This is a genomic window from Thalassospira permensis NBRC 106175, from assembly GCF_000714555.1.
GTDB classification, from domain to species: domain Bacteria; phylum Pseudomonadota; class Alphaproteobacteria; order Rhodospirillales; family Thalassospiraceae; genus Thalassospira; species Thalassospira xiamenensis.
In genome coordinates this window covers 118,020-144,965 of record NZ_AUNC01000071.1, presented here as the reverse complement: position 1 = coordinate 144,965, position 26,946 = coordinate 118,020, and the positions used below count along the sequence as shown (strand labels likewise).

At 52.3% G+C, this 26,946-nt stretch carries 28 protein-coding genes and 1 pseudogene; 23 read left to right on the top strand and 6 right to left on the bottom strand.

The annotated features are described in order from the left end of the window. Positions 1-366 precede the first annotated feature (366 nt). From hemB to SMB34_RS19990, 4 genes are all read right to left on the bottom strand, one after another. On the bottom strand, positions 367-1,368 hold the full coding sequence (hemB, locus tag SMB34_RS20005; protein WP_007089513.1) for a porphobilinogen synthase: 1,002 nt from the start codon (positions 1,366-1,368) through the stop codon (positions 367-369). A 79-nt stretch (positions 1,369-1,447) separates the two neighbouring features. After that, positions 1,448-2,626 carry an MFS transporter gene (locus SMB34_RS20000; RefSeq protein ID WP_037992628.1) on the bottom strand — a complete coding sequence of 393 codons (1,179 nt, stop codon included), beginning with the start codon at positions 2,624-2,626 and terminating at the stop codon, positions 1,448-1,450. 17 nt (positions 2,627-2,643) lie between these two features. Then, the gene (locus SMB34_RS19995; RefSeq protein WP_037992627.1) at positions 2,644-3,405 is read right to left on the bottom strand and encodes a DeoR/GlpR family DNA-binding transcription regulator; all 762 of its coding nucleotides are present in this window, start codon (positions 3,403-3,405) and stop codon (positions 2,644-2,646) included. A gap of 120 nt (positions 3,406-3,525) precedes the next feature. Continuing rightward, positions 3,526-4,815: an O-acetylhomoserine aminocarboxypropyltransferase/cysteine synthase family protein gene (locus tag SMB34_RS19990; RefSeq protein WP_037992625.1), complete on the bottom strand. Its 1,290-nt coding sequence runs from the start codon at positions 4,813-4,815 to the stop codon at positions 3,526-3,528. A 224-nt stretch (positions 4,816-5,039) separates the two neighbouring features. On the opposite strand from SMB34_RS19990, the gene SMB34_RS19985 reads away from it, so the two are divergent. The 10 genes and pseudogenes from SMB34_RS19985 to SMB34_RS19940 all read left to right on the top strand — a co-directional run bounded on the left by SMB34_RS19985 (position 5,040) and on the right by SMB34_RS19940 (position 14,628). Continuing rightward, entirely contained in the window at positions 5,040-6,179 is a 1,140-nt protein-coding gene (locus SMB34_RS19985; protein WP_007089517.1) for an isobutyryl-CoA dehydrogenase, read from the top strand. 3 nt (positions 6,180-6,182) lie between these two features. After that, complete coding sequence (locus tag SMB34_RS19980; protein ID WP_007089518.1) at positions 6,183-7,283, top strand: enoyl-CoA hydratase/isomerase family protein; 1,101 nt, start codon at positions 6,183-6,185, stop codon at positions 7,281-7,283. Between the two features lie 65 nt (positions 7,284-7,348). After that, a complete protein-coding gene (mmsB, locus tag SMB34_RS19975; protein ID WP_007089519.1) occupies positions 7,349-8,239 on the top strand; it encodes a 3-hydroxyisobutyrate dehydrogenase in 891 nt (296 codons plus the stop codon). A 139-nt stretch (positions 8,240-8,378) separates the two neighbouring features. Continuing rightward, the gene (locus SMB34_RS19970; RefSeq protein WP_007089520.1) at positions 8,379-8,570 is read left to right on the top strand and encodes a DUF6898 family protein; all 192 of its coding nucleotides are present in this window, start codon (positions 8,379-8,381) and stop codon (positions 8,568-8,570) included. Positions 8,571-8,923: 353 nt separating this feature from the next. Continuing rightward, a pseudogene (locus tag SMB34_RS19965) lies at positions 8,924-9,846 on the top strand (ABC transporter permease subunit). Next, on the top strand, positions 9,846-11,366 hold the full coding sequence (gene livM, locus SMB34_RS19960; RefSeq protein WP_007089522.1) for a high-affinity branched-chain amino acid ABC transporter permease LivM: 1,521 nt from the start codon (positions 9,846-9,848) through the stop codon (positions 11,364-11,366). The pseudogene SMB34_RS19965 and the gene livM overlap by 1 nt, the downstream one beginning before the upstream one ends. Further along, positions 11,363-12,214, top strand: a complete 852-nt coding sequence (locus SMB34_RS19955; RefSeq protein WP_007089523.1) for an ABC transporter ATP-binding protein — start codon at positions 11,363-11,365, stop codon at positions 12,212-12,214. The genes livM and SMB34_RS19955 overlap by 4 nt, the downstream gene beginning before the upstream one ends. Before the next feature lie 23 nt (positions 12,215-12,237). Continuing rightward, positions 12,238-12,948, top strand: a complete 711-nt coding sequence (locus tag SMB34_RS19950) for an ABC transporter ATP-binding protein (protein ID WP_007089524.1) — start codon at positions 12,238-12,240, stop codon at positions 12,946-12,948. Positions 12,949-12,958: 10 nt separating this feature from the next. Further along, a complete protein-coding gene (locus SMB34_RS19945) occupies positions 12,959-13,312 on the top strand; it encodes a DUF6867 family protein (protein ID WP_007089525.1) in 354 nt (117 codons plus the stop codon). Positions 13,313-13,521: 209 nt separating this feature from the next. Continuing rightward, on the top strand, positions 13,522-14,628 hold the full coding sequence (locus tag SMB34_RS19940; protein WP_007089526.1) for a branched-chain amino acid ABC transporter substrate-binding protein: 1,107 nt from the start codon (positions 13,522-13,524) through the stop codon (positions 14,626-14,628). 126 nt (positions 14,629-14,754) lie between these two features. Here SMB34_RS19940 and SMB34_RS19935 read toward each other — a convergent pair whose 3' ends face one another. Next, positions 14,755-15,174: a Ros/MucR family transcriptional regulator gene (locus tag SMB34_RS19935; RefSeq protein WP_007089527.1), complete on the bottom strand. Its 420-nt coding sequence runs from the start codon at positions 15,172-15,174 to the stop codon at positions 14,755-14,757. Between the two features lie 461 nt (positions 15,175-15,635). Here SMB34_RS19935 and rpiB point away from each other — a divergent pair, with 461 nt between their 5' ends. The 9 genes from rpiB (at position 15,636) to thiL (ending at position 22,756) form a co-directional block, all read left to right on the top strand. Continuing rightward, positions 15,636-16,082, top strand: a complete 447-nt coding sequence (rpiB, locus tag SMB34_RS19930; protein ID WP_037992622.1) for a ribose 5-phosphate isomerase B — start codon at positions 15,636-15,638, stop codon at positions 16,080-16,082. Positions 16,083-16,166: 84 nt separating this feature from the next. Next, positions 16,167-17,441, top strand: a complete 1,275-nt coding sequence (glyA, locus tag SMB34_RS19925) for a serine hydroxymethyltransferase (RefSeq protein ID WP_007089529.1) — start codon at positions 16,167-16,169, stop codon at positions 17,439-17,441. Positions 17,442-17,465: 24 nt separating this feature from the next. Further along, complete coding sequence (gene nrdR, locus SMB34_RS19920; RefSeq protein ID WP_007089530.1) at positions 17,466-17,939, top strand: transcriptional regulator NrdR; 474 nt, start codon at positions 17,466-17,468, stop codon at positions 17,937-17,939. Continuing rightward, positions 17,939-19,060, top strand: a complete 1,122-nt coding sequence (gene ribD / locus SMB34_RS19915; RefSeq protein ID WP_037992620.1) for a bifunctional diaminohydroxyphosphoribosylaminopyrimidine deaminase/5-amino-6-(5-phosphoribosylamino)uracil reductase RibD — start codon at positions 17,939-17,941, stop codon at positions 19,058-19,060. Before nrdR ends, ribD begins: the two co-directional genes overlap by 1 nt. 4 nt (positions 19,061-19,064) lie before the next feature. Beyond that, positions 19,065-19,652, top strand: coding sequence for a riboflavin synthase (locus tag SMB34_RS21110; protein ID WP_037992618.1), 588 nt, complete (start codon positions 19,065-19,067; stop codon positions 19,650-19,652). Positions 19,653-19,658: 6 nt separating this feature from the next. Beyond that, positions 19,659-20,813 carry a 3,4-dihydroxy-2-butanone-4-phosphate synthase gene (ribB, locus tag SMB34_RS19905; protein ID WP_007089533.1) on the top strand — a complete coding sequence of 385 codons (1,155 nt, stop codon included), beginning with the start codon at positions 19,659-19,661 and terminating at the stop codon, positions 20,811-20,813. A 2-nt stretch (positions 20,814-20,815) separates the two neighbouring features. After that, on the top strand, positions 20,816-21,280 hold the full coding sequence (gene ribH, locus SMB34_RS19900; RefSeq protein WP_007089534.1) for a 6,7-dimethyl-8-ribityllumazine synthase: 465 nt from the start codon (positions 20,816-20,818) through the stop codon (positions 21,278-21,280). Further along, positions 21,280-21,777, top strand: a complete 498-nt coding sequence (gene nusB / locus SMB34_RS19895; protein ID WP_007089535.1) for a transcription antitermination factor NusB — start codon at positions 21,280-21,282, stop codon at positions 21,775-21,777. Before ribH ends, nusB begins: the two co-directional genes overlap by 1 nt. A 1-nt stretch (position 21,778) precedes the next feature. Next, positions 21,779-22,756, top strand: coding sequence for a thiamine-phosphate kinase (thiL, locus tag SMB34_RS19890; protein ID WP_037992615.1), 978 nt, complete (start codon positions 21,779-21,781; stop codon positions 22,754-22,756). Positions 22,757-22,771: 15 nt separating this feature from the next. Here the strand turns inward: thiL and SMB34_RS19885 are convergent, their stop codons facing one another. Next, positions 22,772-23,221, bottom strand: a complete 450-nt coding sequence (locus tag SMB34_RS19885; RefSeq protein ID WP_007089537.1) for an outer membrane protein assembly factor BamE — start codon at positions 23,219-23,221, stop codon at positions 22,772-22,774. A gap of 163 nt (positions 23,222-23,384) precedes the next feature. Here SMB34_RS19885 and SMB34_RS19880 point away from each other — a divergent pair, with 163 nt between their 5' ends. The 4 genes from SMB34_RS19880 (at position 23,385) to SMB34_RS19865 (ending at position 26,879) form a co-directional block, all read left to right on the top strand. Further along, positions 23,385-23,936, top strand: a complete 552-nt coding sequence (locus tag SMB34_RS19880; protein WP_037992659.1) for a ubiquinol-cytochrome C chaperone family protein — start codon at positions 23,385-23,387, stop codon at positions 23,934-23,936. Positions 23,937-23,948: 12 nt separating this feature from the next. Beyond that, the gene (locus SMB34_RS19875) at positions 23,949-24,521 is read left to right on the top strand and encodes a YceD family protein (RefSeq protein ID WP_037992613.1); all 573 of its coding nucleotides are present in this window, start codon (positions 23,949-23,951) and stop codon (positions 24,519-24,521) included. Between the two features lie 262 nt (positions 24,522-24,783). Continuing rightward, the gene (gene plsX, locus SMB34_RS19870) at positions 24,784-25,860 is read left to right on the top strand and encodes a phosphate acyltransferase PlsX (protein ID WP_037992611.1); all 1,077 of its coding nucleotides are present in this window, start codon (positions 24,784-24,786) and stop codon (positions 25,858-25,860) included. Positions 25,861-25,907: 47 nt separating this feature from the next. Further along, positions 25,908-26,879: a beta-ketoacyl-ACP synthase III gene (locus SMB34_RS19865; RefSeq protein WP_007089541.1), complete on the top strand. Its 972-nt coding sequence runs from the start codon at positions 25,908-25,910 to the stop codon at positions 26,877-26,879. Positions 26,880-26,946 lie beyond the last annotated feature (67 nt).

Sequence of the window (26,946 nt, the reverse complement as noted above, 5' to 3'; positions counted from 1 at the left end):
CGGCTCTCGCTGCCCCGAACAAACACCCTTGCCCCAAGGGCACATCTCTCCCGTCATGATAAACACCCGTTTCCGTAAATCTCGCATGCCCTCACGGCCCGGACGCACCACCGCCGTAATGACTTTTCCATGCGCCAGTGATGCCCATTTGGCGATACCGCCGTCGTCCTTTCAGACGATCAGATAGCTGCTTCATCATCATCCCATTCCCATTTTTGCCGCCTGAAACGCAAAAACCCGCAAAAGCGAATCACGCTTTGCGGGTTTTGTCTCCGGACCCATTTGTCCTGTTGACTTTGTCTTTATGCCACAACACAAAGAACAAATCAAGAACTTTCTTCCAGAAAAACGAAAAAAGTTTCCTTGTTAAATGGCCTCGGCAACGTCAATTGCACTGTATGTCAGGATTCCTGACGCGCCGGCACGTTTGAAACAGGATAGCGTTTCAATGGCGCAGCCAAGATAATCAAGCCAGCCATTCTGGGCCGCAGCCCGCAACATTGCGTATTCACCCGATACCTGATAGGCGAAAACAGGGACGCCAAATTCCTCACGCACCCGATACAGAACGTCAAGATATGGCAGGCCGGGTTTCACAATGACGGAGTCGGCACCTTCCTCAAGATCATAGGCAACTTCGCGCATCGCTTCGCTGCTATTGGCGGGGTCAAGCTGGTAGGTTTTCTTGTCCGCCTTGCCCAAGGCAGAAGCCGATCCGATTGCATCGCGGAACGGGCCATAGAAGGACGATGCGTACTTTGCCGCATAGGCCATGATCTGGACCTTTTTAAGCCCTTCGGATTCCAGAACATCACGAATGGCACCGATACGGCCATCCATCATGTCGGACGGGGCGACGACATCGCATCCGGCCTGTGCCTGAACCAGTGCCTGGCGCACAAGGGCCTCGGTCGTTTCGTCATTAAGGATTTCACCGTTAATCACGATCCCGTCCTGACCATCCGCATTGAACGGATCAAGGGCAACGTCGGTAATGACACCAAGATTGGGGCAGGCGTCTTTGATCGCCTTTGTCGCACGGCAAACCACATTGTCGGGATTATATGCTTCGCGCGCATCCTTGGTTTTGAGGCTGGCATCAATATACGGGAAAAGCGCAAGGGCAGGTATGCCAAGCTTTTGCGCATGTTTTGCCGTTTCAACAAGCACGTCAACGCTTTGTCGTTCGACACCGGGCATTGATGGGATCGGTGTCCGTTCGTTTTTGCCGTCAATCACAAACACCGGCAGGATCAGATCATGTGCGGTCAATCGGGTTTCCGCCACCATGCGACGCGACCAGTCGCTCATGCGGGTCCGGCGAAGGCGGGTGCGCGGGAAAGTGCCATAGGTGACTGTTTTGGCCATGATCTGTTCTCTTGTCAGTGGGGCGGCATTCTGAATTCAGAAATGAGGTGACAATTTATGGGACAGAATTGACGGCGGATCAACTATTGCTGGCGCGATAAAGGCGTTTACGCATGGTCAGCATATAAACCGGTATGATCAAGGCCAGAAAACTTGCTGTCAGGACAAAAGCCGTAACCAGTCCAAGCTGTTGACCAATCGCCCCAATAGCCGGTGGCCCGGCCATCAAGGCGGTGTAACCGGTTGCCGCAATGGTTGAAACGACCGCACCGCCGCTTCTGCCACTTGCCTCCGCCGCAGCAGAAATCAGAAGCGGCAGGATGACGGCCAGTCCAATCCCGGCGATGGCACACCCGATCCAGGCAACGACGTAGTGCGGCGCAAGTGCCAGCACAAACAGGCCAAAGGATGCGCATGCCGAACTGGACAGCAGGATTTGCGGGCGGCCAAATTTCGTAACCAGCCAGTCTCCCGACAGGCGGGTAATGGCCATGGTCGCCGAATAGCAGGCAAAGCCCACGGCCGCCATCGTCGGGCCGGAATTGAGTTCTGTATTCATCAGAACCGTCGCCCAGTCGGTAATCACGCCCTCGCCAAACTGGCCGATGAAGGCACAGGCCCCAAATGGCAGCAGGGTCAGAAACATCGCGCGCTGTTTGGCAGATGATCCGTCATGCGTTTGGGCGGGATGGGGAACGGCAGCATCAGGCATCAACTGGCGTTGAAGGACCAGATGCAGAATCAGGAAAAGGGTCAGCATGACCGGAAGATGCCATTCAACCGACAGGGGCAGGGCAAACCAGGCCGCCGTCGTGCCCGCACCGGCAAAACCCCCCAGGCTCCAGAAACCGTGCAAGCCGGACATGACGCTGCGTTTTTTGGCCCGCTCAACGTTCAGGCCATTGGCATTCATCGATATATCAAGGAATGCGCCAAAAAAACCGAGTGCGAACATGGCAATCGCAATCGACATGAAGCTTGGCATGAAGACCGGAATGCCAACGGAAATGAAATAAGCCACCCCGGAATAGCGTGCGACCCGTTCGCTGCCAAACTTGTCCGATAGACGACCGGCAACAGGCATAACGGCAAGAACACCAACTGCGGCCGCCAGCAATATGGCACCAAGATCATCGTGACCAAATCCAAGGCGCTCCTGCACCAGCGGAATATGCGGGACCCAGCTTGAAAAGGCAGCACCATGCAAAAAGAAAATGGCACGGATTCTGTTATGGGCAATCTGGTTGGAGATAGGCATGCGGGGCTCGGCCTCCGTCAGGCAAGGATCACATTGATCCCGCGTTCGGTATAGTTGCTCAGATAACCGCTCGACAGCTTCCGTCCGGTTACAAGATGTGAAATCGCATCAAGGTCACAGACCCTGAATGGCAAGTTGGTTTCGAGTTTGTCGGCAGTGGTGACGGCAATCGCTTCGGCAGATTGCGCCAGCATCGCTGCCTTGGTGGCGCGTTCTTCGGCTGTGCTGGTGGTCAAACCCAGTTCTGGATGAAGGGCGCAGGTACCCAGCAGCACAAGATCGGCATTGTAGTTGCGTATTTCATCAATTGCCGTCGGTCCGCAGATCGCCAGATCACGTTTCAGAACCATCCCGCCAATCATAATGATATTCGCATTCGGATGATTGGCCAGTTCAACAGCAATCAGGGGATTCACCGTGATGACGGTACCAGAAAATGACGGTTTCAGATGTCGGGCGACTTCATAAATCGTCGTGCCGCTGTCAAAAAAGACCACGCCATGATCCGGAACAAGGTCATGGGCGACCTTGCGCGCGATTTCGGAGCGTTCCGGTTTTAAATCCTGTGCCCGGTCATGAAATCCTTCGCGGGCAGTACTTGGCAACGTAGCACCACCATGAATACGCCTTAGACTTCCGGCGTCTTCCATCTGGCGCAGGTCACGCCGAATGGTATCAAGGGATGTATGAAAAAGAGCAGACAGGTCATGAATATGAACTGTGCCTTGGCTGTGAAGGAGTTTTTCGATTTCACGCTGGCGCGAATTGACACTCGACATCGATTTGCCTGTTTTGCATGTTTTGCCGATAATGCGCGTTTACCTTTGATCGGGAAGATGGTCAATAAAAAACCGGCCCCGTACAAACAGGGCCGGTTTCATATTCAACGATATGACGGCTCAGGCTTTATCAAGTGCCTGTTTCAAATCGGCAAGAATGTCATCGATATGTTCGATGCCGATCGACAGGCGTACATAACCATCCGTCACGCCAGATGAAATACGATCCTGTTCGGAAAGCTGGCTGTGCGTTGTCGTGGCCGGATGAATGGCAAGCGATCTGGTGTCGCCGATATTGGCGACATGATAAAACAGGCCAAGGCTGTTGATGAATTTCTCGCCGGCTGCTTTGCCGCCTGCAAGCTCAAACCCCATAAGCGATCCGTACCCGCCCTTAAGGTAAGTATCGGCACGGCGGCGGCTTTCGCCATCCTGTTTTCCGGGATAAATCACCTTGGAAACCTTGGGATGGGACGACAGGAAGTCGGCAACTTTGGCGCTGTTTTCGCAGTGACGTTCCATGCGCAGCGGCAGTGTTTCCATGCCCTGAATGGTCTGGAACGAGTTGAAAGGCGAGGCGGCCGCGCCAACGTCGCGCAGCAATGTGCAGCGCAGTTTGATCGCATAAGCAACCGGGCCAATCGGTTTGACGGCCTGCGTCCAGACCGCACCGTGATAGCTGGGATCCGGTTCATTCAGTAACGGGAAGCGTTTGACATGCTTTTCCCAGTCAAACTTGCCGGAATCGACGACAATCCCGCCGACAGACGTACCGTGGCCAGCGATAAACTTGGTGGTCGAATACATGACAATCGTCGCGCCATGATCGATGGGGCGGCACAGCACCGGTGCGGCGGTGTTGTCCATAATCAACGGGATGCCAAGCTCGTCACCAATATTGGCGACTTCCCTGATCGGAAAGACCTGAAGTTTAGGGTTTGGCAGGGTTTCGGCGTAATAGGCGCGCGTTTTGTCATCCGTCAGACGCCGGAAGTTTTCCGGGTCAGATGGATCTGCAAAGCGAACTTCGATACCCATCTGTTTGAATGTATTGGCAAAAAGGTTCCAAGTACCGCCGTAAAGGTCTGTGGAACTTACAATATTGTCACCCGCCTGGGCGATATTGAGAACGGAAAAGGTTGATGCAGCCTGACCAGAGCCGACGGCAACGGCTGCTGCGCCACCCTCAAGTGCAGCAATTCGCTGTTCGAGCACATCGTTGGTCGGGTTCATCAGGCGGGTATAGATGTTACCCAGTTCTTTCAGCGCGAAAAGATCGGCCGCGTGTTGGGTATCGCGGAATTGGTAGCTCGTCGTCTGATAAAGCGGTACGGCAACCGATCCGGTTGCCGGGTCTGCGCGGTATCCGGCGTGTAGAACAATAGTTTCCGGTTTCGTGGAATCTGACATGTCGTTTCCCCTGATTTTTAAGTTGCATTGGTTTCACCGGAGTAATGCATATTCGCTGCGAGCCGACAAGAAATTGGAACAAAAATTCGCAAATTCGCCCCTGAAACTGTCGGAGGCGAAATTATTCACATAATTCGGTACTGTTATACCGAATGAATTGACAAAGAACCGAATTCACGTTTACGTAAAGGGAAAATACCAAAACATTCAGAGGTGGCGATCCAATGGAATTCAACCTGTCTGAAGACCAGCAGGCATTTGCACAGGCAGCCCGCGATTTCGCACAAAACGAAATGGCACCGCATGCGGGCGAGTGGGATGCAAAGCATATCTTCCCTGAAGAAACCCTGCGTAAGGCAGCCGAACTTGGCTTTGCTGCTATATACACGCGCGAAGATGTCGGGGGATCGGGCCTTGGTCGCTTGGACGCTGCCGTGATTTTCGAAGAACTGGCAAGCGCGTGCCCGTCAACGGCGGCATATATCTCGATCCACAATATGGCATGCTGGATGATTGACCGTTTCGGGAATGAAGACCAGCGGCAAAAATATCTTCCAAAACTCGTTACCATGGAACATTTCGCCAGCTATTGCCTGACGGAACCGGGAGCGGGATCAGATGCAGGTTCGTTGCGTACGCGTGCTGCGCGCGACGGTGCGCATTACATCCTTAATGGCGAAAAGGCTTTTATTTCCGGGGGATCGCGCAGTGATGTTTACATTGTCATGGCGCGAACCGGCGATGACAGCCCGAAGGGAATATCGACCTTTATCGTTCCAAAAGATGCCGAAGGCCTGTCATTTGGCAAGCTGGAAGAAAAGATGGGATGGAACAGTCAGCCGACATCAGCCGTCATTTTCAGCAATTGCAAAATTCCGGTGGAAAACCGGTTGGGAGAAGAGGGCGAAGGTTTCAAGTTTGCCATGATGGGTCTTGATGGCGGCAGACTTAATATCTCGGCATGCTCCATCGGTGGTGCGCGGGCCGCAATGGAGCATGCGCGCGACCATATCAAGGTTCGCAAGCAATTTGGCAAAACCCTTGATCAGTTTCAGGCATTGCAGTTCAAATATGCCGACATGGTGACAGAGCTCGAAGCGGCACGGCTGATGCTGCACAAAGCGGCCTGGAAACTGGATCACAAGACACCGGACGCCACACAGTTTTGTGCAATGGCGAAACGTTTCGGCACGGATATCGGGTTCAGGGTATGTAATGAAGCGCTACAGCTTCATGGTGGATATGGTTATATCCGCGAATACCCGGTCGAAAGGCTTCTGCGCGACCTTCGGGTTCACCAGATTCTGGAAGGTACCAACGAAATCATGCGCCTGATCATCTCTCGTGCCGCGCTAAAGGATTGATTTATGAGCAGCGAAAACGCGACAAGTTCATCGCATGACAATGAGGCATCCGTCGTTTTCTCGAAGGACGGGGCCATCGGTCATATCTTGTTAAACCGGCCCAAGGCATTGAATGCTCTTGATCTGCCGATGGTTGATGCGATCACAGCCAAACTTCGCGCGTGGGAGACGGACCCGACGGTTGCTGTCGTTGTAATTGAGGGCGCTGGCGAAAAGGCATTCTGTGCCGGGGGCGATATACGGGGGCTTTATGACGCGCGGCAGCGCGACGACGAAGAACTTCTTGATGCCTTTTATCGGCGGGAATATCGCCTTAACCATTACATTGCAAATTATCCCAAGCCGTATGTTGCCTTGATGGACGGCATTACGATGGGGGGAGGTGTCGGCGTTTCCGTGAACGGCCGTTTCCGAGTGGTGACCGAGCGCACCCTGTTTGCAATGCCTGAGACTGGGATCGGGTTCTTTCCCGATGTTGGCGGCGGGTACTTCCTTTCGCGCTGTCCCGGCGAAGTCGGAATGTATCTTGGCCTGACGGGCGCGCGGATCAAAGCGGCAGATTGCATTTATGCGGGTTTGGCTACGCACCGAACGCAAAGTGAAAATATCGCGTCCTTGAAAGGTGAACTGGCAAAGATTTCGGAAGGCGGCGATGACTTCGTGGCCGTTCAACGGATTCTGGATGAACATCATTCTGATGATGGTGCCGGCATTCTTGGATCGGTTCGGAGTGAAGTCGATGACTTGTTTGGCAGCGAAACGGTTAGCGACGTTTTTGCCCGACTTGATACATCTCGGTCAGACTTTGCACGGGAAACGGCCAAAATATTGCGCACCAAATCACCGATAGCAGTTGCTGTTACCTTTGATCAAATCCGTCAAGCGCGCGATATGACACTTGCGCAGGACCTGATGATGGAGTTCCGTCTATCGCAACGGACCGTTCGCAAACCAGATTTGTTTGAAGGGGTTCGTGCCGTGATCGTCGACAAGGATCACAGTCCAAAATGGCAACATGCCGATATCGGGCAAGTCGATCCTCGCGAGGTCGCAGCATATTTTGACCTTTTACCCGAAGATAAAGAGCTAAAACTGCAGTTCTGAACAGTTCTGTAACATCAACAAATCAAAAGATAATCTCGTAATCGAGAGATCAGAGGAGACTCCAAATGGCGAAAATCGGTTTCATTGGTCTGGGTAATATGGGCGGGCCGATGGCGGCCAACCTGATTAAGGCTGGGCATGCACTCAAGGTCTTTGATTTGTCCGAAGCCGCGGTCAGCAAGGCGGTTGCAGAGGGAGCCACCAAGGCATCGACGGTTGCCGATGCGGCAAAGGATGTCGAGTTCGTTGTCACGGTTCTTCCTGCTGGAAAGCACGTGCTGTCGGTTTATGACGGACCAGACGGCGTGATTGCCAACGCCAGGACGGGCACACTTTTGATTGATAGCTCCACCATCGAAGTTGATGCCGCACGCAAAGCTGCCGATCTGGCGAAGGCCAAAGGTCTTGGCTCTGTTGACGCGCCGATCTCTGGCGGGGTTGCGGGGGCTACTGCCGGAACACTGACCTTTATGGTTGGTGGCGATGATGGTGATTTTGATCGTGCGAAACCGGTTCTTGAGGGAATGGGTAGCAATATCATTCACGCAGGCACAAGCGGGGCCGGGCAGGCGGCAAAGATTTGCAACAATATGGTGCTTGGCGTCAGTATGATTGCCGTATCCGAGGCCTTCATGCTTGCAAAGCGTTTGGGGCTGGATGCGCAGAAGCTGTTTGATATTTCATCGAAGGCGTCCGGCCAGTGCTGGTCGCTTACAAGTTATTGTCCCGTGCCGGGACCGGTTCCGACGTCTCCGGCAAATCGTGACTATCAACCGGGATTTGCGGTGGACATGATGCTGAAAGACTTGAAGCTGGCGCAACAGGCGGCGGCATCCGCCGGGGCAACAACGCCAATGGGGGCATTGGCTGAAAGCCTGTATGCGCTTTATTCAAATAGCGGAAATGGCGGGATGGATTTCTCGGCTATTGTCAAAATGCTGGATGGCGACAAGTAACGCTACGGCATTATGAGGTGTATCATTCAGGCCCGGCAAATACCGGGCCTGTTTTTTTATGAATACCGTGGCCTGCATTAATGTTAGATTTGTGCTGTCTAACGGGCAAAGTGCCGAACAGAATTTTCCGGATTGATGAATGACAACCAGAAGCAATGCGCCGCGCGAGGTTTATTTCGAATTGCGACAGATTGGCAGCTATCTGCGCTGCACGGCAATTGATGGCAAAACGGGAATCGAGGTGACCGTGGCAGGGCCGGTTTCAAGGAATCCGGAGCAACTAAAGCGCGTCGCGGTACAAAAACTTGAATACGTCCTTAATAAGGGATAAAATATACAATATAAGGGCCGGTGCATTCGGTGGCGTTGGTGTTTTATTCTAAGAATGAAATACGATTTGGTGTTTTTGACCAATTTATCAAAGCCGCTTGCAGCCTTCGACCTCATGTGTCTAAGGTTTGTGCTCTAATCGCGCTTTTGGATAAAGAACCACAATAAGAATGGTCGTGTCCAAAGGCTAGAACCGGGGAAAACCCGATAACAAAAAGACGGAGGCTTCGGAGGTTTGCTAGGGGGCAATGGGGAGACTTGGTCTCATCCAATCAATACAACTGTATCTTGTTTTGCACCTTCAGCCAGTCGGTCGAAGACCTCGTTTGTCTGTGCCAAATCTAAGGTTGTGCAATGGATTGGGCTTATTTTTTACAACAATTGATCAACGGTCTGACGCTGGGAGCCATCTACGGTTTGATCGCCATCGGCTACACGATGGTTTACGGCATCATCGGTATGATCAACTTTGCGCACGGCGAAATCTATATGCTGGGCGCGTTTCATTCCCTGATCACCTTCCTGATCTGTCAGGCAGCAGGGATTAGCGGTATCCTTCCGCTTACACTTCTTTTGATGCTGTTTGTGTCAATGGTGCTCACTTCGATCTACGGGTGGGGCGTTGAACGGATTGCATACAGGCCGCTGCGCGGGTCATTCCGGCTCGCAGCGCTGATTTCGGCCATCGGCATGTCGATCTTCCTGCAGAACTTTGTTCAGATTTCGCAGGGTGCGCGCGTGAAACCGATGCAGCCATTGATCGAGGGCGGCATCATCCTGATGGAAAGCCCGAATTTCAATGTTCAGCTCAGCTACATGCAGATCGTCATTATCCTTTTGACGTTTGTTCTGATGGCTGTGTTTTCGACACTGATTGCGAAAACGTCGCTTGGTCGTGCTCAGCGCGCCTGTGAGCAGGACCGTACCATGGCTGGCCTGCTTGGCGTTAACGTTGACCGCACCATCTCCACGACCTTTGTCATGGGGGCAGCTCTTGCCGCAGTCGCGGGGATGATGGTGACCCTGTATACGGTGTGATCGACTTCTATATCGGCTTCCTTGCCGGTGTTAAGGCGTTCACTGCTGCCGTTCTGGGGGGCATCGGATCGCTTCCGGGTGCAATGCTTGGTGGTCTTCTGATTGGTCTGATCGAAGCATTCTGGTCGGGTTATCTCACGATCGAATACAAGGACGTCGCAACGTTCAGTATTCTGGTTCTCGTGCTGATTTTCCGTCCGTGGGGTCTGCTTGGTAAGCCGGAGGTCGAGAAAGTCTGATGTCCGCTCTTATCACTTCTTCACGGATTTCCGGTGCGGAAATTGTCAAGGAACTCGCGTTCTTTGCTGTTATTGCACTGTTGATGTCGGTCATGATCCTTGGTGTCGAGACGGTTGACCGTCCGACCGGGCTTGAACTGGCTGTTCGTTGGGATCTGGTGGTTACCGCCATCATCTCGACAATCATTGGCCGATTGGCATTGATCCTTCGCCGCGAACACATTTCGCGTGTGGGACAGGCTTTGCTGATTACCGCCGCCGCAGTGGCGGTATTCGAGATGTTCGTCCGTTTCCGCGAAATGGATGATCGCTGGGCTTCGCCAGTCTTCCTTGATATGGCGTTTGGCAGTGCAACGAGCGTGATTGTGGCTGTTGCGTTCGTCTCGATCGTTTTTGCAATTGCCTATTTCAGCATGAAAAAGCCAGGTGCCGAAGAGGAAGAAAGCGGCTCCAGGCTTTCGTCAAAAATCCAGATGGCATATCGGACCAACACCAAGAAGATCGGGGCATTGGGGATTGTATTCTTCATTATCTTCCCGTTTCTGTTTGGTGAAAACCGCTCCGCTATCGACCTCGCAACCCTTGTCATGATCTACATCATGCTGGGTTGGGGGCTGAATATCGTGGTCGGTCTGGCCGGTTTGCTTGATCTGGGTTACGTCGCATTTTATGCGGTCGGCGCCTATTCCTATGCACTGTTGTCCCAGCATTTCGATCTGAGCTTCTGGTTGTGCCTGCCGCTGGCCGGTATTTTTGCTGCAAGTTTCGGTATTGTGCTTGGTTTCCCGGTATTGCGACTGCGTGGCGATTATCTGGCGATTGTGACGCTTGGTTTCGGTGAAATCATCCGTGTTGTCCTGATCAACTGGTATGATCTGACCCGTGGACCAGACGGTATTTCGTCGATTGCCCGGCCCAGCTTCTTTGGCTTTGCCGAGTTTGATCGACGCTTGCCGGAAGGGGTGATGGGATTCAACGAATTGTTCGGTCTGGACTATTCGACGATGCATCGCCTGATCTTCCTGTATTACCTGATCCTTGTGCTGGCACTGGTAACCGCATTTGTTACCGTACGCCTTCGCAAACTACCGATTGGTCGTGCATGGGAAGCGTTGCGCGAAGACGAAATCGCCTGCCGCTCGCTGGGAATCAACCCGACGAATACCAAACTTTCGGCATTTGCGATTGGTGCAATGTTCGGTGGTTTTGCTGGCGCGTTCTTTGCGACACGTCAGGGCTTCATCAGCCCGGAAAGTTTTACCTTCCTTGAATCTGCCGTGATCCTGGCCATCGTTGTTCTGGGTGGTATGGGCAGTCAGATCGGGGTGGTTCTTGCCGCGATTGTCATGATCGGTTTCCCGGAAATGTTCCGCGAACTGGCCGAATATCGCATGCTGATTTTCGGAGCTGGTATGGTTGCCATCATGTTGTGGCGTCCGCGCGGTCTTCTGTCTTTCCGTGACCCGACCATTTTGCTGAATATGAGCAAGAAAGAAAAAGTTGCCGGAGAAGTCAAATGACCGACAACGTACAGCTTGAAGTCGAACATCTAACCATGCGCTTTGGCGGTCTGGTCGCGATTGATAATCTTTCGTTCACCGCAAGAAAGCGTGAGATCACGGCAATTATCGGCCCGAACGGGGCAGGGAAGACCACGGTCTTCAACTGTCTTACCGGGTTCTATGTGCCGACCGAGGGACGTCTGACGCTTTATGCCAATGACGGACCGCGTTTGCTGGAGCGTATGGAAGGTTTCCGTATTCCACGCAACAACGGTGTGGCACGTACTTTCCAGAATATCCGCCTGTTCACGGGCATGACCGTTCTGGAAAACCTGGTTGTCGCCCAACATAACCAGCTTATGGAGGCATCCGCCTTTTCGCTGGCAGGGCTTTTCAATCTTGGTCGCTATACCAGTGCCGAGAAAGAAGCGCTTGAAACCGCCAAGTTCTGGCTTAACAAGGTTGGCCTGTATGAACAGGCTGACTGGAATGCCGGGAACCTGCCTTATGGCTCCCAGCGTCGCCTCGAGATTGCGCGTGCAATGTGCGTCAATCCTTCCTTGCTGTGTCTTGACGAGCCGGCAGCAGGCCTTAACCCTCGTGAGTCCGCGGAGCTTAACGTTCTGTTACAGAGCATCCGCGATGATCAGGGAATCGGCCTTCTGTTGATCGAACATGATATGAGCGTCGTCATGAAGATTTCCGATCATGTGATCGTCCTTGATTACGGAAAGAAGATTGCTGATGGCAATCCGGAAGCCGTCAAGAATGATCCGGCTGTTATTCGTGCTTACCTCGGTGAGGATGAAGACGATGAACTGCCGCCGGAAGTCGCCGCCGACCTTCATCTAGATCCGAATGCGTAGCGAGGGAGCAGATCGATATGTCCATGCTGAAGATTGAAGGTGTTCACACCTTCTATGGCAATATCGAAGCCCTCAAGGGCATTGATATGGAAGTCAACGAGGGCGAGATTGTCACCTTGATCGGGGCCAATGGTGCCGGCAAGACGACCTTGCTGATGACATGCTGCGGATCACCGCAGGCGTCAAAAGGGCGCATTCTGTTTGAAGGTCAGGATATCAGTCGCATGCCAACGCATGAGATTTGTCGTCTTGGTATTCAGCAATCCCCTGAAGGGCGTCGGATTTTCCCGCGCATGTCTGTCTATGAAAACCTGCAGATGGGGGCAAGCACACAGGATCCGAAATATTTCGAAGAGGATCTTGAGATGGTGTTTGATCTGTTCCCGCGTCTGAAAGAACGCATCAACCAGCGTGCGGGAACAATGTCCGGGGGCGAGCAGCAGATGCTGGCAATCGGTCGTGCCCTTATGGGGCGTCCCCGTTTGCTGTTGCTTGATGAGCCTTCTCTTGGGATTGCGCCACTTGTCGTCAAGCAGATTTTCGAGACGATCAAGAAGATCAACCGCGAGAAGAAGGTCACGGTCTTCCTGGTCGAGCAGAACGCGTTCCACGCACTCAAGCTTGCCCATCGCGGTTATGTGATGGTCAATGGCAATATTACTCTCTCGGGTACGGGGGCTGAACTTCTGGCAAATCCGGAAGTTCGTGCAGCCTATCTCGAGGGGGGCCACTAGGAGGACGGATATGGAAGCGATTACAGGTACCAGCATTGGTGTCACAATCGGAATTACCGTCATCCTGATGGGGTTCTGTGCTTTTATGACAGGGCAGGCGATCGCCAATACATGGCGGCCGTTCTACCAGCTTTATCCCTATGCCTTGTTGCTGGGGGCGACGGACCGTTTCATGACGTTTGCGCTGTTCGAGGGTGAGCTTCTTTCGCTTACAGGATATATTTTCGATACGGTTATCCTGTTTGTGATTATGGCGGCCGCCTTCCGCGTAACGCGGGTCAACAAGATGCTGTCGCAATATCCGTGGCTTTATGAACGTGTCGGACCCTTCGGATTTCGCGCACGTGACGGGGCGGACGTCTGATCTTTTCGGGGGTGATGGGCAACTGCCACCACCACATTGCTAAATTGTTGGCAATGCAATGTTTAGTACTATTGCACACCAATTCTGGGGTGTTAAAGTACAGGGAGCCAAAACCGGTAATCGAAAAAAAAGCGAGCCGGTTTAGGGTCCGAAAAAGATGGTTCTGTCATGGTGACGGAACCAACCTTTGGAACAGGGAGACTTCTCTTATGTCGAAAACCAAGCTCGGCCTTCTGGCAACTGCTTCCGCGCTTGTCCTCTCGATGGGTGCAGCAAAAGCAGACATCGTTATCGCGACCGTGGGTCCGATGACCGGCCCTTACGCCGCCTTTGGCGAACAGATGACCCAGGGCGCCCAGAAAGCGGTTGCAGACCTCAATGCTGCTGGTGGCGTTAACGGCGAAAAAGTCGTTCTCGAAATCGGTGATGATGCTTGCGATCCGAAACAGGCTGTTGCTGTTGCAAACCAGCTCGTTAGCAAGGGTGTTGCTCTTGTCGCTGGTCACTTCTGCTCGGGTTCCTCGATCCCGGCTTCGGAAGTTTACTTCGAAGAGGGCATCGTGCAGATTTCCCCGGCTTCGACCAACCCGCAACTGACCGAACGTGACATGGACAACGTTTTCCGTGTTTGCGGTCGTGATGACCAGCAGGGCGAAGTTGCCGGCAAGTATCTTGCTGAAAACTATGGCGACAAGAAAATCGCCATTGTTCATGACAAACAGGCTTATTCCAAAGGTCTTGCAGACGAGACCAAGAAAAACCTGAACGCTGCTGGCGTTGAAGAAGTCATGTACGAAGCCATCACCCCGGGCGAGAAAGATTACTCGGCTCTGGTGACCAAACTGAAATCCGAAGGCGTTGACGTCCTTTATTATGGCGGTTACCACACCGAGCTGGGCCTGATCGTTCGTCAGATGCGCAGTCAGGGTCTTGAGACCGTTGCGATTTCTGGTGATGCGCTCAACTCGCTCGAATACTGGTCGATCACGGGCGATGCCGGTGCCGGAACACTTTTCACCGCCGGTCCGGCGCTTGAAAAAGACCCGCGTAACGCTGAACTCGTAAAATACTTCGAAGGTCAGGGCTACAAGCCGGAAGGTTACACCCTTTACACCTATGGTGCGGTTCAGGCTTGGGCACAGGCAGTTGAAAAGGCCGGTACCACCGACTCTGAAGCTGTTATCGAAGCACTGCATAGCGGTGATACATTCGACACCGTTCTTGGTTCGATTGCGTTCGATGCCAAGGGTGACGTCGCAGCACCGGGTTACGTCTTCTATGAATGGAAAGACGGCGGCTACGATTACGCCAACTAATCAGATATTCTGATCAGCAGAAAGCCCGGCAGCAATGCCGGGCTTTTTTGTTGCCGACCACATAAAAGAAAAGCGTCTTCAGAAATTGCTGAAAACGCTTTTTCTTTTAGGTCAAAGGGCAAGTGATTACTTCGCCTTGCGACCCAGGCCGATTTTCTTGGCAAACTGCGAACGCTGTTTTGCATAGTTCGGCGCAACCATCGGGTAATCTGACGGCAGGCCCCATTTCGCCCGGTATTCTTCCGGGGTCAAATTGTATGTTGTCCGAAGGTGGCGTTTGAGCATTTTGAGCTTCTTGCCGTCTTCAAGGCAGATGATGTAATCATCGCCAATTGATTTGCGGATCGGAACAGCCGGTTTCAGCGGTTCTTCTTCTTCAATGGTTTCGTCTTCACGCAGAACGTCAAGCGAATTGAAAATTGTCGAAATCAATTCCGGAATCTGTGCAGATGCAATTGCATTGTTACTGACATAAGCAGAAACGATATCAACAGTCATCTGTAGCAGTTCGTCGCGGTCCAGAACGCTGTTTTCAGCATCGGTCATCTTAAAATATTTCCTTCGCTATTATGAATAGGCAATGCTTTTTGCATTATTTTACGAATATAGTCAAACAAGACTGTTATTCAATATATCGATTCTACTTAAATTTTCAAAACAAGGAAAACCTATGCGAGATGAGAAACAAATAAAATCTGCAAAGGCATGACCGGTAATGCGGTTTAATTGATAAAGATTCCACACCTTTTGTTTCGTCGATTTTGTTCGATAGCGTATGGTGGGGTTTATATCAATGTATATGCGTCGTTGTTTTTCTTTAGTTGATGATTTTCTAACGCAATGGGTGTGAATGTCTTTTTTAAGTGTAGTCAAGTGTCGTTCTGTGCGCTTAAAAGTTGCTGACTTAAAACTTTGGCAACATAGGCCGCTGTGCGTTGGCAGTTGCAAAGCTATGTGCTAAAAGGCGCTCCAAATTACTGTTTGGCGTATTTACCAAGGGCTCGCATATGACAGCCAAGACCATTGCCATCGCTGCCGATCACGGTGGTGTTGAACTTAAATCCCAAATCATCAAGTCGCTTGCCGGAAATGGCTGGGAGGTTCTCGACCTTGGAACCGACGGTTCTGCGTCAGTTGATTACCCGGATTATGCGAAAGCCGTTGCCAAATCGATTATCGATGGCAAGGCTGAACGCGGTATTCTTGTATGCGGTTCCGGGATCGGTATGAGCATCGCTGCCAACCGATATCCTCAAATTCGTGCTGCCTTAGTACATGATCGCCTGTCAGCCGAACTTTGCCGTCAACACAACAACGCCAATGTTCTGTGCCTCGGCGCACGCCTTTTGGGTGATGCGACGGCGCTTGATTGCGTTAACGCGTTTATGATGACTGAATTCGAAGGCGGTCGTCACGAACGGCGTGTTGAAAAACTTTCTTCGCTTACCGACTGATTTTTCGCCACCTGGCAATAACCCGGTACGGGTTTCGAACTTTGCTGCGTTCGGCCCCGCCACATTGTATCGAGAGGCCCCATAATGTCATTCAAAGGCTTTTTCTCTACCAGCTTGTCAGAAGCAGATCCGGCACTGTTCAAATCGATCACCGATGAACTGGATCGCCAGCAGAACCAGATCGAAATGATTGCTTCGGAAAACATTGTTTCCAAGGCTGTGATCGAGGCACAGGGAACGGTTCTGACCAACAAATACGCCGAAGGCTATCCTTCGCGCCGGTATTATGGTGGCTGCGAGTTTGTCGACGTTGCAGAAGAACTTGCGATCAATCGTGCAAAAGAACTGTTTGGGTGTGAATTTGTCAACGTGCAGCCGCATTCTGGCGCGCAGGCAAATGGTGCGGTCATGCTTGCCCTTTGCAAGCCGGGGGATACCATCCTTGGCATGTCGCTGGACGCTGGCGGGCATCTTACACACGGAGCACGCCCGGCACTTTCTGGCAAATGGTTTAATGCCATCCAGTATGGTGTGCGTGAAGACGATCTGACGCTTGATTACGATCAGGTCGAAGCTCTTGCTGTGGAGCACAAGCCGACACTGATCATTGCAGGTGGTTCAGCCATTCCGCGCCAGATCGATTTCAAACGCTTCCGTGAAATCGCCGACAAGGTCGGTGCGTTGTTGATGGTTGATATGGCGCATTTCGCCGGTCTTGTCGCCGGTGGCGTTCATCCGAGCCCGCTTCCCTATGCCGATGTCGTGACAACCACGACGCATAAAACCCTTCGCGGTCCGCGTGGCGGTATGATCCTGTCGAACAATGTTGAAATCGGCAAAAAGATCAATTCGGCAGTCTTCCCTGGCTTGCAGGGCGGCCCATTGATGCATGTTATCGCTGCCAAGGCGGTTGCCTTTGGCGAAGCATTGCGCCCCGAATTCAAGGAATATGCGCAGCAGGTTGTCGATAACGCCAAGGCATTGGCCGAAGTTCTGGTCAAGCGTGGTTTCGATATCGTGACCGGAGGCACCGATACGCATCTGATGCTGGTTGACCTGCGTCCAAAAGGCCTCAAAGGCAACAATGCAGAAGTTGCGCTTGAGCGTGCAGGAATCACCTGCAACAAAAACGGCATTCCGTTCGACACCGAGAAACCGACCATCACGTCCGGCGTTCGTTTGGGGACACCGGCAGGCACCACGCGTGGTTTTGGTGTTGAGGAGTTCAGGCAGATCGGGGAACTGATTGGCGATGTGCTTGATGCTCTTGTTGATAATCCTGATGGTAATGCTCAGGTCGAAACGGCAGTTCGCACCAAGGTCGAAGACCTTTGCAAACGCTTCCCGATTTATGCCTGATTATATCGGGAGAGAGTAAAAACAATGCGTTGTCCGTTCTGCGGCCATACAGACACCCAGGTCAAGGACTCCCGTCCGACCGAGGAACATCACGCAATTCGCAGACGCCGGTTTTGTCCGGCCTGCGGGTCGCGATTCACGACATTTGAACGTGTTCAGCTGCGTGAATTGATGGTGGTGAAAAAGGACGGGCAACGTGAATTGTTTGATCGTGACAAACTGGCGCGATCAATCTTTCTTGCCTGCCGGAAGCGCCCGATTGAGGACGAACGTGTCGAAAAGGCGTTAAACGGCATTCAACGACGCCTTGAAAGCAGTGGTGAAAGCGACATTTCCACCGACACAATCGGTGAAATGGTCATGGGAGCTTTGATCGCTCTCGATCAGGTTGCTTATGTCCGTTATGCTTCGGTGTATAAAAATTTCCGAGAAGCCCGCGACTTTGAGCAGTTCGTGGAAAACATGCATGATGGGGAAGAAGAGGCGGACACAGAGTAATGACAGCCACCGCGTTTTCAGATGACGACCGGCATTTCATGCGGGTTGCGCTAAGCCTGTCAAAACGTGGTCTGGGAAATGTCTGGCCCAACCCGTCAGTTGGGTGTGTTCTGGTTTCTTCTGAAGGGGCAATCGTCGGTCGTGGTTTTACCAAGCCGGGCGGTCGCCCACATGCAGAGCGTGTCGCACTTGACGAGGCAGGCGATAAAGCACGCAACTCTACTGCCTATGTAACGCTCGAACCCTGTAGTCATTTTGGTAAATCGCCGCCTTGTGCGTTGGGACTGATCGAATCCGGAGTAAAGCGTGTCGTCAGCGCCCTCGAAGACCCTGATCGTCGTGTTTCAGGAAAAGGGTACAAAATGTTGCGTGATGCGGGCATCACGGTTGAAACAGGGCTTTATGGCGACGAAGCCCATCGCATCAATGCCGGGTTCCTATCGCGCATTGTTTCCGGTCGGCCGATCATTACATTAAAACTGGCATCCACCATCGATGCCAGATCCGCGACGCGCTCTGGTCAGAGCCAGTGGATAACGGGGGATATTGCGCGTGAGTATGGTCACCTGTTGAGGGCCAATCACGATGCGATCCTTGTTGGTGCCAAGACTGTCATTGTTGATAACCCCACTCTCACATGCCGTATCCCCGGACGGGAAGCCCAATCACCTGTTCGTGTTGTCCTTGATCGCAATGGCGATGTACCTGTATCGGCGGAATTGTTCCGTGGTGCCCAAAAAGTCCCTACCTGGATCATTACATCCCAAGACAAACTTGACGAAGTTTTTGAAAAATTTGGAAAAACCGGGGTCAAAGTACTTACCGCCGGGTGCAAGAATGATCATTTCGACCTAAATGACGTGATGAAACGTTTGGGCGAGCAGGGTCTGACGCGTGTTTTGGTTGAAAGTGGCGGCAATCTGGCTGCCGACTTGGTGCATCGAGATTTGATTGATCGGGTGGTTCATTTCATTGCACCATCCCTGATCGGGGCAGAAGGCAAGGCGATGATCGCTGAGCTCGGGCTTGATCACCTTTCAGACATGCCACGTTTTCAGCGCACATCTGTTCGTCCAGTTGGCAAAGATATTGCGATAACTTACGAAAAAATAACGGAATAGATAAATGTTCACTGGCATCATTACGGATATAGGATCTGTTCGGAAAATCGAAAAACGCGGCGACACCCGTTTCGAATTCTCGACCGCTTTTGATACCTCTAAAATCGCTCTTGGGGCGTCGATTGCCTGTAATGGTGCGTGCATGACCGTTATCGAAACTGGTTCGGACTGGTTTGCCATCGAGGCATCTGCCGAAAGTCTTGATAAGACGACTTTGGGCGATCTTGAGGTCGGATCACGCATAAATCTGGAACAGGCCACACGGATCGGGGACGAGTTGGGCGGGCATATCGTATCCGGTCATGTGGACGGTGTTGCGACGCTGATAAAACGCATTCCCGAAGGTGATTCCCTTCGTCTGACATTCGAGGTTCCTGAAGCTTTTGCGAAATACATTGCGTCAAAAGGCTCGGTAACGCTTGAAGGTGTTTCATTGACTGTCAATGAGGTTGACGGAAACACTTTTGGTATCAATCTGATACCCCATACCCAGACTCACACGACGCTGGGATCGAAACAACCAGGTGACCGGATCAATTTCGAGATTGATATGCTGGCGCGTTATGTCGCGCGCATGCTGGGTAAGGATTGAACGACCATGCCGCATCGTTATCTGTCACCAATTGAAGATGTTATTGAAGAAGCCCGAAATGGCCGGATGTTTATTCTTGTCGATGACGAGGACCGGGAAAACGAGGGTGATCTGGTTATTCCCGCCCAAATGGCAACACCGGATGCCATAAACTTTATGGCAACTTATGGCCGTGGGCTTATTTGTCTGACGCTGGAATCCGAACGTTGCGATCATCTTGGGCTGCCGTTGATGAGCGCGCGAAATGGTACGCGGCATGAAACGGCGTTTACAGTTTCGATCGAAGCGGCGACAGGTGTGACAACCGGTATTTCCGCCCCGGACAGGGCGCGAACAATTTCCGTGGCGATTGATACAAAATCAACTTCCGACGATATAGTGACCCCGGGGCATGTCTTTCCTTTGCGCGCACGTCCAGGTGGCGTTCTTGTGCGGGCGGGGCACACCGAAGCATCGGTTGATATTTCGCGCCTTGCGGGCCTCAATCCATCTGGCGTTATTTGCGAGATCATGAGCGAAAGCGGCGAAATGGCGCGTTTGCCGGAACTTGTTGAGTTCGCCAAAAAGCATAATCTCAAAATCGCCCAGATTGCCGATTTGATCCGCTATCGCCGGAAGCATGAAAGAGTTGTTCAGCGTAAGGCGACAACAAAAATCAATTCGGTGCATGGCGGCGAGTTTGAGCTCAATCTGTATGTCAACAATGTCACATATGCCGAACATATTGCTTTGGTGAAGGGCGACATTTCTGATGCAAAGCCGGTTCTGACGCGTGTCCACGCATTAAATGTGCTTGAAGATGTGCTTGGCGACCGGCAAGGAGCGCATGGCGGCGAGTTGCAGGCCGCAATGCGGCAGATTGGCGAGGAGGGGCGTGGCGTTATTGTTCTCATCCGTGAACCGCGCCCCAATACGCTTTCATCGTCTATTGCAAAGCTTATCGAGCTCAATGGCGGGGACGGAGATGCTCTGCGTCAGGAAATCGCAAAATCTGCTGACGACTCTGATTTGCGTGACTATGGTGTTGGCGCACAGATCCTGCTTGATCTTGGCGTTCGCGATATGATTTTGCTTTCAAATACCAAAAGACACATCGTAGGGCTTGACGGGTTCGGTCTAAATCTGGTTGATCAGCGTCCGCTTGTTGTCTCGGAGGAATAAACATGAGTAACGGTCCGCACATTCTGATCGTTGATGCGCCTTATTACACCCATATCGTCGAAGATCTGGTCAAAGGGGCTGCGTCGACGCTCGAAGCTGGCGGTGCAACCTGGGACCGGATTTCTGTTTCAGGTGCCTTCGAGGTTCCGATAGCAATCCGCTACGCTGTTCAGTCCATGGCTGATCTTGCGACTGGTCCGCGCTATGATGGCTACTTGGCACTTGGCTGCGTTATTCGCGGTGAAACCACGCATTACGACCATATCTGTGAAGAAGCAAATCGCGCATTGATGCAGCTTTGCCTTGATTACCGTCTGGCGATCGGCAATGGCATCCTGACCGTTGAAAATGAAGCCCAGGCACTTGCACGCGCCAAGGCAGATCAGAAGAATAAAGGTGGCGAGGCCGCCCGTGCTGTTCTTCGTATGATTGAAGTTCAAAACCATTTTGGAATACATCACAAGTAATGACTGATAAACCCAAGGCATCAGCCGCCCAACGACGCAGTGCTGCGCGTTTTGCCGCCATTCAGGCGCTATACCAGGCAGAGCTTTCCCAGCTTTCGGCAGGTGACGTCGTGCGCGAATATTCGGATTTCCGCCTTGATGGCGAAGGTATTCGCGACCTTGATGAGCCCAATGACAATCTGATTGATCCGGATCGCGGATTTTTTGCCGACCTGGTTCAGGGGGTTACTGCGCGCACGGTCGATCTTGACGGGCTGATCGACTCAGCTCTGGAAAAGGGTTGGACAACCAAGCGTCTTGAAACTGTTTTGCGCTGTATTCTGCGTGCAGGAACCTATGAGTTGATGATGCGCGAAGATGTACCGATGCGCGTTGTCATCACTGAATATGTGGACGCTGCCCATTCGTTCTTTGACGAAACCGAGCCGAAGCTTGTAAACGCTGTCCTTGACCGGATCGGCAAAACGCTTCGTGCGGGTGAAGCTGGTAAGAATTGATATGGTTGCGCGATCAGGAGAATTCGATCTGATCGCACGTCATTTTGCGCCCATCGCGCAAAAGTCAAAAGCCGCATTGTCCCTTCTGGACGATGCGGCTCTTTTGTCTCCACCTGATGGGCACGAAATTGTTGTTACGGTCGACGCACTTGTGGCCGATGTACATTTTCGCAGTCAGGATGATCCGGCCGACATCGCGCGCAAGGTTATGCGTGTCAATCTGTCTGACCTGGCAGCTATGGGGGCTTATCCTTTGGGGGTGCTGCTAACGGCTGGTTATAATCGCGACCTTTCCGAAGGCTGGATCGCTTCCTTTGCGAACGGTTTGGGGCAGGATTGTGCTACCTATGATACCCCGCTTCTGGGGGGCGATACTGTTGGAACACCAGGTCCCACATTTTTCAGCCTGACGGCGTTCGGTGCCGTGCCAATTGGGCGCGCCATGCGGCGGGATGCGGCCAAATCGGGTGATTTGATTGCGGTTACCGGTACATTGGGCGATGGCGCACTCGGCTTAAAGGTCTTACAGGGCAACCTTATGGGGCTGGACGCCGCCGATAGTGCCTATCTTTCGTCGCGATACCTGTTACCGCAACCACGCCTGACGATTGGCAGAAAATGCGCTGATGCTTATGGCCGCTATGCTGCGATGGATATTTCGGACGGATTGGCCGGGGATTGTCGCAAGATTTGTTTGGCGTCTGGTGTCGGCATGGTTTTTGACAAGGACCTTATTCCATTATCAAAGGCAGCGATGAATGCAGTAAATACCGATCCCGCCCTATGGGCGTCTGTACTAGGGGGCGGGGATGATTACGAACTTCTGATTTGCGCCGATCAAGCAGATATAAAAACCTTGGGTAACGATGTCACGGTCATTGGCAAGGTGACGGACCAGCCCGGACAGGTCGACCTCATCGGAGCCGACAAAAAAATAGTCGAACTCGCCAATGACGGGTTCGACCATTTCAAAGCCTGAAAACGAATTTGGAATTTATTTGGTTTCGCTGAAGCGACCAAGGTTGCCAAACAGCTGCTGCAGAACTGTAATTTCCTTGCCTGCGGTTGGCGTGATCCGATCCGTCGGAATGACCGGTTTACCGTCTTCAAGGTCATATTCGCTTAGGATATCGACCCGGTTTGCCGCATCAAAGCTGACGAGAATGACCTTTTGCTCAACGACATCCGGTGCCAGAAACGCAATTGTTTCGGTTCTGCGCGAAATATAAAGCCAGACATTTTCGTCAAAGGCCGCAACGCTTGATGGCGATCCCAAAAGATCGGTCACATCACCCTTTGTGGATTGCCCGACAATGATTTGTTCGAGAACTTCGGGTTCAGGAGCATTACCGCGCGTTGCGATACGCGGGCTGCAGGCAGCAACAAATGCCACTGCCAATCCGGCCAGCATCATAAGGGAAAGGCGTGTTGTTCTTGTATGCATGGAACTCACCAAAGCGATCAGCCAATTAAAGTCATTAAGGAATTGCCTTGAGTTTCAGCGCTGGGCGCATGATATTGCCGGGCAATGTTGGGGCGATGCCGCCCCGGGAAATTTACGGCATTCTGCGTGCCATGGCTGGAATGTCAACGAAGGAGTGTTACTGTTGTTCGGCTGGTTGAAGAAAAAAGACCGCAAACAAAGTGCTGCCTTTGCGCTTTACACCGGAATGGTGGGGCAGGCGCGCAAGCCAGAATTCTATACACGCCTTGGCGTCGCAGATACCATGGAAGGGCGATTTGACCTAATTCTGGTGCATGCCTTTGTTCTGTTTCGGCGTCTGAAAAAAGACAATGAAAGTCGTGAACTGGCGCAAGAAATCTTTGACGTGATGTTTTCCGATCTTGACCAGAATATGCGTGAGATGGGAATTGGTGATGTCGGAATCCTTAAGCGCATCCGGAAAATGTCGGAGTCCTATCACGGTCGCATTGTCGCCTACGAAGAGGGTGTTCAATCCGGTGCAATAGAACTTGCCGCCGCACTCAACCGCAATCTATATGCCGACAACGAGGCTAGTGATACGCAATTGATGGCCATGGTCGGTTATATCAATGATGCCCTTGCACACCTTGACCGTCAGAAAACCGAAGAATTACACAATGGCGTTATCCATTTTCCGGCTGTGCCGGAAGTCGCCGTTGCACCAACCGAATAGAAAGAGGCCCCAATGCCTGAACAGATTACACCCGAATTTTCCCGCATCGTTAATACGGACGAACAGGTCGGGAAAAAAAGCAAGATCGAGATCGAAGCAAATGAAAAGGAGCGCAAGGCGCTTGCTGAACGTTTCGAACTGATTGCTATTAATAGTTTAAAGGCAACCCTGACGACTACGACGGCAGGCAATGGCGAAGTCACCCTTCGTGGTCCCATGCATGCCGATATTGTTCAGCGTTGTGTTGCGACACTCGAGCCGGTCCCCGAAACCATCGAAGACGAGGTGGAGGTTCTGTTTTCTCCGCATGTATCCGAAGATGACCTTCCTTCGAATCCCGATGATCTGGATGATCTTTCCGAAGAAGAGCTTATGGCGCTTCTGGATCAGCCAGAGCCATTGGTAGATGGCAAAATTGATGTTGGTGAAGTTGTCGCACAGTTTCTTGCTGTCGCTATGGACCCTTATCCGCGCAAGGACGGCGCGAAAGTTGCGGACGTGGTTAAATCGGAAGACGAAGAAGAGCGTCCCAACCCGTTTGCAAAACTCGCAGGTCTTAAGGACAAGCTAGAGAAGAAAAACTAAATTACCATTCTGGTTGCGTTTTTCGTCACGTAAAATGTCAGGAAAATGCCGGTAACGACCGGCATTTTACGCTTTTGACCGAAAAGGCGAAGAGCAAGCCGGATACTGGTCGCTTTTGATTGCATATCGGCTTTACCTTGTATCTGGCTGAGAATTCCGGTAATTACGGGCTTTCCGGCATGCCGAAGACAAGTTTAGCCGATAGGCAAGCCTGCCGGTAAATTCCGGTTCAGATGTTTTAGAACAACCATAAGAGAATACATTGCCTGAACAGGTCTGCATATCACTTGACGCGATGGGAGGAGACCACGCGCCTGAGATGGTCGTGGCGGGTGCAGAAATTGCCCTGAAACGGTTGCCTCATCTTAAATTTTTGATGTTTGGGGATGAAGCGCGGCTCAAACCGCTGCTCGCCAAATATCCGGGGCTCGAAACCGTCAGTCAAATTCGTCATGCCTCTCAAGAAGTGACGATGGATGACAAACCGTCTGTTGCCTTGCGGCAGCGTCGGGATTCCAGCATGCGACTGGCCATCAATGCTGTTAAAGAGGGGGACGCACAAGGCGTCGTATCTGCCGGAAATACCGGTGCTCTGATGGCTATGGCCAAATTCGTCCTTAAAACCGTACGTGGTATCGACCGGCCTGCAATTGCGACCTATATGCCAACCCAGCGCGGCGAGACTGTCATGCTCGATCTTGGCGCCAACATTGAATGTGATGAGAACAACCTGGTGCAGTTCGCGCTTATGGGCGAGGTTTTCGCACGCATTCTGTTTGGTATTGAAAGGCCTTCTGTGGGCTTGCTCAATGTCGGGATTGAAGAACTCAAAGGCAATGAGTCGGTCAAGAAAGCCGCAGCGATACTTCGCGAAATCGACCTTCCGATCCGCTTTGAAGGATTTGTCGAAGGCGATGACCTTGCCAAGGGCACCGTGGACGTGATTGTGACCGACGGCTTTACCGGTAACGTTGCACTTAAAACCGCCGAAGGAACGGCGCGACTGCTGGTGCACTTCCTGCGTGAAACTTTCAAAAGTTCATTCTGGGCGAAGGTCGGCTATCTGTTGGCCCGTCGATCATTGCAGCGTTTCCGGGAACGTATGGACCCGCGTCGTTACAATGGTGCGATGCTGCTGGGGCTGAACGGGATTGCCGTGAAAAGCCACGGTGGCACCGATGCGCTGGGGTTCTCGAATGCCATTGGCGTTTGTCACGACCTTATTGCGAACCGGCTGAACGAAACGATCAAGGGTGAACTTGCCGCCTTCGAAGAGGCGATTTCCAAAGCTCCGATCGATGAGGAAACCATCGCCCTCGCAGCTGGCCAGGTCGACTGATACTGTCTGTCCCAACTATTCCCACTAAAACTGGCGGTTCTTAAATCATGACTGTTCGTTCTCGCATTATTGGTTGCGGTTCTTATCTTCCTTCGAATGTTGTAACCAATGATGAACTGGCAAAGCGCGTCGATACATCTGATGAATGGATCGTTGCGCGGACGGGAATACGACAGCGTCATATCGCTGCCGAAGGGGAAACCACCAGTGATCTTGCGGTGGCTGCTGCAACACGTGCAATGGAACATGCCGGTGTGACTGCCGCGGACATTGACATGATTATCGTTGCGACCGCGACACCCGATAATACCTTTCCGGCAACGGCAACAAAGGTTCAGCATCGACTGGGCGTTGTCGGTTTTGCCTTCGACGTTCAGGCGGTTTGCTCGGGCTTCGTTTACGCCCTTACCACTGCGGACATGTATATCCGAAACGGTCAGGCAAAAACGGTTCTCGTCATCGGGGCAGAAACATTTTCGCGTATTCTGGATTGGGAAGACCGCCGGACATGCGTTTTGTTCGGGGACGGAGCAGGGGCGGTTGTTGTTCAGGCCGTTGAAGGCAAGGGCACCGTCGAGGATCAAGGTATTCTCGCAAGTCGATTGCATTCGGATGGTGGTAAATACGAACTGCTGTATGTCAATGGCGGTCCATCAACGACCCAGACTGTTGGTTTTCTTCAGATGGAAGGCAAGGAAGTTTTCCGCCATGCAGTGACCAACCTTGCAGGCGTTATTCGCGAAGTCCTTGCCGATACGGGGCTTGAAGCCGCGGATATTGATTGGCTCGTGCCACATCAGGCCAATCGTCGCATTCTTGACAGCACTGCCAGAAAGTTTGGCATTTCTGAAGACAAGGTGGTCATCACGGTTGATCGTCACGCGAACACGTCCGCGGCGTCGATTCCCCTGGCACTTGCCGAAGCCGTTCATGATGGCCGGATCAAGCGTGGTGATATTGTAATTCTGGAAGCGATGGGCGGCGGTTTCACTTGGGGCGCAGCACTGGTTCGCTGGTAAGCTCTGGATTCTGTGGGATATCTGACAAAAACAAAGCATTTGCTTAAAAAACACAACATTCTGCCGC